Origin of the sequence: Finegoldia magna (genome assembly GCF_002243175.1) — a bacterium.
GTDB lineage: Bacteria > Bacillota > Clostridia > Tissierellales > Peptoniphilaceae > Finegoldia > Finegoldia magna_J.
In genome coordinates this window covers 1-8,672 of record NZ_NDYF01000006.1, presented here as the reverse complement: position 1 = coordinate 8,672, position 8,672 = coordinate 1, and the positions used below count along the sequence as shown (strand labels likewise).

Here is an 8,672-nt window from a genome sequence, read left to right as displayed (position 1 = left end):
GAAGATTATATAGCGGACCAAATAAGTTTGAAAGAGTATATAGACCCATTTACTGGGAAAAAGAATAAAAAATAAAAAGAAGAAAGAGGCGCTTTAGCGTCAATTGAGAATGTAGTGCAGCTGTCGGACATTCAATATGCACAAGGTGCATTGCAGGCAACAGCCCCTTATAGGGGCAGAGCAAACCACCAGCTAAGCTGGTGGTTATGATTATAGTACTCCAAATTTATTAAATGGGAAATATCTCAAAAAAGCTCTACCAACTATGTCTTTTTTGTTTATCGGTCCGAATATTCTGCTATCGTTCGATTCTCGTGGGAGTCTGTTATCCCCCAAAACAAAATACTCATCTTCTCCCAATTTCCATTTTGTTTCATTTCCTGAAACAAGAGTCGTTTGACTACTTGTATAATTTTCATTCAATTGTTCGTTATTGACGTATACTTTATTGTTTTTTAATTCAACAGTATCGCCAGGTAATGCTACAATTCTTTTAATGTAGTCACGACCAGATTTATCCGGTGCGTGAAGTTCTATAATGTTACCTCGCTTTAATTTGTTCTTAAAAATCCCCATTCTGTTGACGAAAATCCTATCCCCGTTTTCAATTGTAGGATTCATGCTATTTCCTTCAACATGAGTTGTGCTAATAACAAAATTTCTAAGCAGTAATGCCAACACAATGGCAATTCCTATTACAAATAACCACTCAAAAAAAGATTTTGCTTTTTCTGTCATATTTACAATTCCCTTTCTAATATTTACTAATTTGATTATAATACTAATCAGTAAATGTGTAAAGGTTGCTAATTTATTATCGTATTATAAATTATTTGTAAAAATTTATGAATTAAAAACTTCTCTGTCTAATTCGCCTTCACTTGCCGCAACTATAACTGCTGAAGAACCTGCTGCTGTAACATTTGTAGCAGTTCTACCCATATCTGCAAGCATAGAAATAGGACTCATCAACACAACCATTTCAACAGGAAGACCCATTGCTGCAAACACTGCAGTAGTTGTGATTGTTGCAGTTCCAGGAACTCCGACTGTACCCAAAGACACTGCCAACGCTACTAATATTAGCATTACATATTGTCCAAATGAATAGTGAATTCCCATAACATTAATTGTCAAAATCGCAGATAATACAGGCCAAAATCCTGCACAACCAGGCATCCCAACTGTTGCACCTGTCGAAGCAACGAAAGTTGCAATCTTTTCAGAAACGCCTAATTTATTTGTTAAATTTTCAGTATTTGCCGGAATACATCCCACAGAAGATTGTGTGGAGAATGCAATCAATTGAACTGGCCAGAATTTTTTGAAGAATTTGATTGGATTTACCTTTGCAAATATCGCCAAAAGAGCTCCAGTTGTGATATATGAATGGAAAATTGATGCAACATAAGTCAATATCAACACAACAATCAACGGCATCATGCTAGCCATATCAGTTCTACTAACAGCGTTCGCCATCAAAGCCAATACAGCGTAAGGAGTGAAGTCTATAATCATTCCTGTAAATCTAAAAATAACTGCTGCAGCTGAGTCTATAAAACTCAAAAATGGTTTTGCTTTTTCTCCTTCTCCTCTTTCTTCTAATTGCAATATAGCTAATCCCAAAAGAACAGAAAATACAATTATAGGAACTACTTTTGCTTCTGCTGCATTTCCCAAAACATTATCTGGGAAGAAATTTACAAAAGTTTCCGCAAAAGTTGGAACTTCCTTAGCTTTTGCATCTGCTGCCAAAGTTAATGAACTTCCTTGTCCAATTTTAAATGCAACCCCTAAAATCAAACCTATAAGAGAACCTAAAACATTGTGTAAACTTAAAATACCAATTGTTTTTGTTCCGATTTTCTTCATTTTTTCTATACTTTCCAAAGAAACTACAGTACTAACAATTGATGTGAATAATAATGGAATTACTATTGCAAATAATAAATTAGCATAGATAGATCCAAATACTTTTACATATTCTGTGTTTCCTTTAAAAATAAATCCTACTATAATACCTAGAATTGCAGCTACAATTGTTCTTGTACCGAAGTTCATTTTCTTCTTAGACATGAACATCAATAAAGCAAATAATACTAAAGTAACTGCTAATGCTACAAATTTCATGTATACACCCCTTTTTTATTTTATAGTTATATATTATAGTATATTGAGTACAATTTTCAAATTTAATTTTAAATTTTGCAAATTTTATTTACTTAATTCTGCACATTATTCAGTAATTTTGATTTTTCTTACGATTTTTTTGCGAAAAAATTTTTATATGAGAAAATACATATCCCTAATACTACTAATGAAAATCGTTTGATATTTTGTGAAAATAATGCTTATTTTATCTACCACTGTTATATATATGAATTATTTAATTTTTTAAATATTTTCAATAAAAAATCAGAGGATTTTAACCTCTGACTTAAAATCTATTCATACATTTTTAATAAAACATCTTCAGCTTTTATTGGAAGAGTATCAAAAGTGCAACCAAGTGCGTTTAATATCGCTCCATTGATAGCTGGTGCAGGTGTGTTCGAAACTATTTCTCCAATTGATTTTGCTCCGAATGGACCTGTAGGCTCATAACTTTCACAAAAATCAACGTGAATATTTCCGATATCTTTTCTTGAAGGTAAATTATACGAAATAAATGAATGTTCTTTTAATCTTCCTTCATCATCCCACAATGAATCTTCATACAAAGCATATCCTATCGATTGTGCAATTCCTCCTTCAACTTGAACCGTAGCCAATTTTGTATTCATAACAGTTCCGCAATCGACAACCGCTGCATAATCTTCTACTTTGATTTCTCCTGTTAATTTGTCGATACTTATTTTTGCAAATCCTGCCATATATGGTGGTGGTGATGTTTTTGAATCGAAGTTTCCTACGCCAATTAATTGCATACCGTTTGGTCCAGTTGATAAATCTCTAGCCAAATCTTTGATTGCAATTAATTTTTTATCTTGCAAATAAACTTCTTGATTTCTAATTTCTAACCATTCCACAGAAGTTTCAAATCTCATGGCAACACGTTTTTTGATTTTATTTAACAAATTTTCACACGCACGTACAACTGCACTTCCTGTTATATACACACCACTTGATGCATAACTTCCCGGATCAAATGGAGTTATATCAGTGTCTGCGATTATTGGAATAATATTGTCCATTCCACATTGCAACACTTCATTTGCCAAATTCACCATGATTGAATCCGTTCCTTGTCCAACATCTGTAGGACTCATCAACAATGTATAATCACCTTGTTCGTTTAACCTCACTTCAACTGTTGAAGTATCGACGTTTTGAATTCCACTTCCTTGTTGAGCAATTGCCATTCCAACAGAAATTATTTTATCTTTTTCTTCTTTGAAAGGATAATACTTATCCCATTCAATCATTTCTCTTCCTTTTTCGATGCATTCATTTAATTTGCAACTTTTGACATCTATTCCGTAAGCTAGAGTTTTTTCTCCTTCACGAACAGTGTTTTTAAGTCTTAGCTCAACTGGATCCATGTTTAATTCTTTGGCTAATTTATTTACCATGGATTCTAATGCAAATGTTCCTTGAACTGCACCGTAACCACGAAAAGCTCCTCCAGGAAGTTTGTTAGTGTATACAACTTGTCCGAAAAATCTAGCGGCTCTCATTCTGCTGTACAATGGAAGTGTTTTGTTACCAACTAAATTCAAAGTTGTAAACGCGTGATAACCGTAAGCGCCTTGATCAGATAACGCATAAATGTCACAAGCTTCAATTGTCCCATCTTTTTTTGCACCTATTTTAACTTTGACTTTCATTTGGTGGCGTGAGTTTGAAGCTTCAAAAGTTTCTTCTCTGTCAAATACAAGAATTGATGGCTTTCCTGTTTTTAAAGTTACAAATCCAGGATAAATTTCTGTTACACTTGTTTGTTTACCACCGAATCCTCCACCTACTCTTGGTTTTATAATTCTGATTCTTGAATCGCTAATTCCCAACGCAACAGATAATTGTCTTTTGATGTGGAATGGAACTTGTGTAGATGTAATGCAACACAATCTATTAAATTGATCCATGTAACAATACGATCTGTAAGTTTCCATCATGCAATGTGCTTGTGCTTTAGTTGTAAAAGTATCTTCTAATACGACATCACATTCACTCATTACCTTGTCGACATCTTCGCCCCAAGATTCCTTCTTTTCGCCAACTATATTCCTTTTCGTATCGTAACCAAAAACTTTCGTTGGCCCATTGAAGAACACGTCTTCTTCGTGAACGACAATTTCATTGTCGATAGCTTTTGTGTAATCAAGTAATGGAGTTTTCACATCGTATTTAATTTTAATTCTCTTCATAGCTTGGTTACAAACTTTTTCGTTAACTCCAACTACAATTGCTACAGGCTCTCTCATATATCTAATATTTTTTGACAAAATCGACATATCGTATGGGCTTGGTTCTGGATAAGATTGTCCTGCCAATGTAAATTTATTGTCGAAAACATCTTCATAAGTGTACACTGCAACAATTCCATCCATTGCTTCTGCTTTTGATTTGTCTATTTCTAATATTTCACATCTTGCATACGGACTTCTCATCAACTTTATAATAAGTGCGTTAGGATCTTTCAAATCCTCTGTATAGACAGGTTTACCAGTAACTAATGAATTTGAATCTATTTTTTTGAAATTTTTATTTATCTTCATCATCAATCTCCAAATATTTCTTTATAGCTCTCATTTGAGAAGCATAACCTGTACATCTGCATAAATTTCCCATCAAATAATCTTCGATTTCTTCATCTGTAGGATTTTTTATAGTTTTTTTCAAACTCAAAACATTCATAATGAACCCTGGTGAACAAAAACCGCATTGTTCCCCACCTTCTTCAGTCAAAAGTTCTCCGAATTTTCTTTGGCTATCAGAAATACCTTCCAAAGTTATAATCTTTTTGCCTTCACATCTTAACGCCAAAACAGAACAAGAAAGTACTGGAACATCATCCAGCCACACAGTGCAAAGACCACAATTTGATGTAGTACAACCACACTTTACCGACTTATAACCTAAATCGCGAAGCACATTGTACAAAGTAGTATCGCAATCAACACTAGCTATATGATTTTTATTGTTAACATTTAATTCTATAATCATTGCAATTCACCTAACGCTTTTTCCAATAATCCAACAAATAAAAGTTTTCTGTATTTTTTCTTCGCTTTGTTATTTGACCCTATATACTCATCAATTAATTCCAATGTCTTTTCTCTATCGAATCCATTAGCATTAATCTCATCAGAAACACCTCTCATAACCATCGCTTTTTGAGGTCTCGCACCAAATACTACCTTGTATTTCCCATCTATTTTAGAAACACTTACAATGGCAATTGGAAAATCCTTACAGCAAAGTCTTTGAACGATTTGTACGCAATGAATGTTTTTGTTTGGAATTATTACTTCTACTAAAATATCCTTTTTGATCTCTGAATTTAGAAATTCTTCAACACTCATCACACCATTATTGTAAAGTCTAACTTTTGCATCTAATAGTAACAATACCGGCAAAAAATCAGAAAATGCATATCGTGAAAACACACTTGCTCCAACTTGCGCAGTGTTTCTTAGTTGAGTTGACACAATTCTTTTCAAAGATTTAGGAATAATTCCGTCACAAAATTCTTTAAAGAAATCATTGTATTCCAAATCTCTGTATGTAGTAGTTGCTCCGATTTTTATTTCATCGTCTTCAACTTTTATGTAATTTAAATCTAATTTTGACAAATCAATCCCAACATTGTAAGAACGACTGCCTGCTTTAAGAAAATGACATCCACCCAAAATTTTATTCATTTTTGATTTCATCAATAACTCATAAGCTTCATCCAATGTTTCTGGACTTTTGAAATCTCTTAATGTAAACATAACCACTCCTTGATTTTAATCAGTCTATATTATATCACAAAAATAGTCGGCTATCTTTAGACAACCGACTAGCGCATGTTATTCCAATCCTTTTAAAAACTTTTCTGCTAATTTGTGATAAGTGAAGTTTTCTTCAATGGCTTTTCTACCATTTTTGCCCATTTGATTTAATGTTTCTTCATCTAAATTCACAAACTTTTCTATTCCTTTTTTCAATTCTTCCAAGTTTTCAGACTCAACATTTATCCCACAATTATAATCCACAATATAATTATTAGGAGCATTAATCGCATAAATAATTGGTTTTGCGCCCATCATTGAGTCAAATAATTTGTTCATACATACTCCGTATCTGAACATATCATTATCCATCGCAGCAACATAAGTCGCATCAATGTAGTTGAACAAATCTGGAATTGATGTCTTAGATATAGAATCCAAGAAATAAATACTATCTTCGTATTTGGAATACTTCTCCATCAACTCTTTCTTGTATATTCCACCACCTATGAACACAGCTGCCACATCATCATTATCAATAGCAGCTTTTGCCAAATTATCCAAACAATATGATTTGGTATGACTTCCGAAAAAGCATATAACTTTTTTCCCTTCGCTGTGGATTTTATTGAAAATTTTCACATAATCTTCTGGGATTTTGTCGTAATTTTCCCATTCAGATTCCACGATGCCATTTGGAACGTGGAAGAATTTCTCAGCTTTCATTCCATGCTTAATCAAATAATCTTTTGCTGCTGGAAGTAATGAACACACGTAATCCGAGTTTTTGCAGAAAGAATTTTCTCCGATTTGCATCATCACTACAAAAGGATGATATTTGGACATATTTCCCACTTCTATCAATGTAATAGGCCACATATCGTGAATTTCGTGTACTAATTTTATATCCTTCTTGATTTTTTTCATCTTTTGACCAGCAAATGTATCCAATGGATAAGTTGAAGAAGTTATTACCACATCAGGATTTTCATTTTCGACAATTTCCTTAGCATTTTTTTTGAGTGTAGATACAAATCTGAACATACTCATAGCTCTTTTTACGCCATTTCCATCGTATTCTCCAGTCTTAATCCACATGTATTTTATCCCGTCGATTATTTCTGTTTGAAAATCTTCTGTAACTTCAGGATTTTTTCTTCTCAAATGGGAATAATCTCCCGCGATTATCGTCACATTGTGACCCATTTTCACCCATTCTGAAGCCAAATAATAGGTTCTAAACTCCATCCCCATTTCAGGAGAACCTGCATAATGGTTAATATATAAGATATTCATTAATTTCCCTCTGATTTATTAAAATAACTTTTGATACATTCAATAATTTTTTTGCTAGAATGACCATCACCGAAAGGATAATCATAGTTTTCAAAATCAACTTTTTCATTTAATAATTTCAAAATCTCATCCTTGTTAGGTTTTGATAATTGATTTCTCTTTTCAGTCATAGTTTCTGGCCACACAATATGATCAAAAATGGTCACACATTGTTTTCTAGCAAAGTAAGCTTCTCTTTGCAATCCGCCCGAATCAGTCACAATTTTCTTCGCGTGATTAACTAGGTACACACTCATCATGTAACCCACAGGTTTGCAGAAAATTATATTTGTATAGTTGTGTTTATCAGAAAGCTCTTGCACCATTTTTTGATTTCTAGGATGCACTGGATATATACATTTTTCGTCCAATTCTTCCATTGCAGCAAGTATTTCTGACAAAGGCTTTATAGATGCAGTATTTTCTGCTCTGTGGCAAGTTAAATAGTAAAAACTTTCTGGAAGATCTACTTCTTCTCCATCCAAATCTATCATTTTTTCAGGAATTTTATCGCCAACTTGATTAGAATATTCCAAGAAAGCATCGTACATTGGATCTCCAACTAAAGTCGCTCTGTCTGACAATCCTTCTTTTTTCAAAAAACTAAGCGCCGATTCAGTACAGCAGCATAAAACTTTAGAAGAATGATCAGTCATAATTCTGTTCACTTCTTCCGGATTATCAAGTGTACCCAATCTATTACCTGCTTCAACGTGACAAATCGGAATATGAAGCTTCACTGCTGCCAATGCTCCTGCCAATGTTGAATTCGTATCTCCGTATAATAAAACCATATCTGGTTGTTCTTTAATCAATATTTTTTCGATTTCGATTAACATTTTACCAGTCATTTCGCCGTGGGTTCCCCCAGAAATTCCAAGGTTATAATCTGGATAAGGAATATTCATTTCTTCAAAGAAGACTTCGGACATATTATAGTCAAAATGTTGACCAGTATGTATCATTACTTCATCAAAATTTTTTCTTAATTTTTTGGATACCATAGCCGCTTTTATAAATTGTGGCCTAGCACCAACTACTGTAACAATTTTCAATTTTTTCTCCTATTTTAAATATTATATTTATTAGTCTAAAATCTTTAAATTTAAACATTTAATCCGTTTCTAACAATTAATTATATCACATATAATTTGTCAATTTCAATTGAGAAAATTTCAGACAACTTAACAATCATAACCACCAGCTTAGCTGGTGGTTTGCTCTGCCCCTATAAGGGGCTGTTGCCTGCAATGCACCTTGTGCATATTGAATGCCCGACAGCTGCACTACATTCTCAATTGACGCTAAAGCGCCTCTTTCTTCTTTTTATTTTTTATTCTTTTTCCCAGTAAATGGGTCTATATACTCTTTCAAACTTATTTGGTCCGCTATATAATCTTC

7 protein-coding genes and 2 pseudogenes are annotated in these 8,672 nt (G+C 33.3%); 1 reads left to right on the top strand and 8 read right to left on the bottom strand.

The window, feature by feature from the left end:
* Positions 1 to 75 (top strand): annotated as a pseudogene (locus B9N53_RS09550) (IS200/IS605 family transposase); the annotation flags it as partial.
* Between the two features lie 135 nt (positions 76 to 210).
* On the opposite strand, the gene lepB reads toward B9N53_RS09550, so the two are convergent.
* From lepB to B9N53_RS09545, 8 genes and pseudogenes are all read right to left on the bottom strand, one after another.
* Positions 211 to 738 carry a signal peptidase I gene (gene lepB, locus B9N53_RS01760; protein WP_094203440.1) on the bottom strand — a complete coding sequence of 176 codons (528 nt, stop codon included), beginning with the start codon at positions 736 to 738 and terminating at the stop codon, positions 211 to 213.
* A 105-nt stretch (positions 739 to 843) separates the two neighbouring features.
* Positions 844 to 2,130, bottom strand: coding sequence for a dicarboxylate/amino acid:cation symporter (locus B9N53_RS01755; RefSeq protein ID WP_094203439.1), 1,287 nt, complete (start codon positions 2,128 to 2,130; stop codon positions 844 to 846).
* Between the two features lie 314 nt (positions 2,131 to 2,444).
* A complete protein-coding gene (locus B9N53_RS01750; RefSeq protein WP_242432385.1) occupies positions 2,445 to 4,718 on the bottom strand; it encodes a xanthine dehydrogenase family protein molybdopterin-binding subunit in 2,274 nt (757 codons plus the stop codon).
* On the bottom strand, positions 4,705 to 5,166 hold the full coding sequence (locus B9N53_RS01745) for a (2Fe-2S)-binding protein (RefSeq protein WP_094203437.1): 462 nt from the start codon (positions 5,164 to 5,166) through the stop codon (positions 4,705 to 4,707). Before B9N53_RS01745 ends, B9N53_RS01750 begins: the two co-directional genes overlap by 14 nt.
* The gene (locus tag B9N53_RS01740) at positions 5,163 to 5,936 is read right to left on the bottom strand and encodes an FAD binding domain-containing protein (RefSeq protein WP_094203436.1); all 774 of its coding nucleotides are present in this window, start codon (positions 5,934 to 5,936) and stop codon (positions 5,163 to 5,165) included. The genes B9N53_RS01745 and B9N53_RS01740 overlap by 4 nt, the downstream gene beginning before the upstream one ends.
* A 78-nt stretch (positions 5,937 to 6,014) precedes the next feature.
* Positions 6,015 to 7,232: a glycosyltransferase family 4 protein gene (locus B9N53_RS01735; protein WP_094203435.1), complete on the bottom strand. Its 1,218-nt coding sequence runs from the start codon at positions 7,230 to 7,232 to the stop codon at positions 6,015 to 6,017.
* Complete coding sequence (gene wecB / locus B9N53_RS01730; RefSeq protein WP_094203434.1) at positions 7,232 to 8,326, bottom strand: non-hydrolyzing UDP-N-acetylglucosamine 2-epimerase; 1,095 nt, start codon at positions 8,324 to 8,326, stop codon at positions 7,232 to 7,234. Before wecB ends, B9N53_RS01735 begins: the two co-directional genes overlap by 1 nt.
* A 271-nt stretch (positions 8,327 to 8,597) precedes the next feature.
* Positions 8,598 to 8,672: pseudogene (locus B9N53_RS09545) on the bottom strand (IS200/IS605 family transposase); the annotation flags it as partial.

What these genes read in the sequence shown, in the direction of transcription:
- lepB (WP_094203440.1), bottom strand. Translation starts at nt 738, where the DNA reads ATGACAGAAAAAGCAAAATCTTTTTTTGAGTGGTTATTTGTAATAGGA.
- B9N53_RS01755 (WP_094203439.1), bottom strand. Translation starts at nt 2,130, where the DNA reads ATGAAATTTGTAGCATTAGCAGTTACTTTAGTATTATTTGCTTTATTG.
- B9N53_RS01750 (WP_242432385.1), bottom strand. Translation starts at nt 4,718, where the DNA reads ATGAAGATAAATAAAAATTTCAAAAAAATAGATTCAAATTCATTAGTT.
- B9N53_RS01745 (WP_094203437.1), bottom strand. Translation starts at nt 5,166, where the DNA reads ATGATTATAGAATTAAATGTTAACAATAAAAATCATATAGCTAGTGTT.
- B9N53_RS01740 (WP_094203436.1), bottom strand. Translation starts at nt 5,936, where the DNA reads ATGTTTACATTAAGAGATTTCAAAAGTCCAGAAACATTGGATGAAGCT.
- B9N53_RS01735 (WP_094203435.1), bottom strand. Translation starts at nt 7,232, where the DNA reads ATGAATATCTTATATATTAACCATTATGCAGGTTCTCCTGAAATGGGG.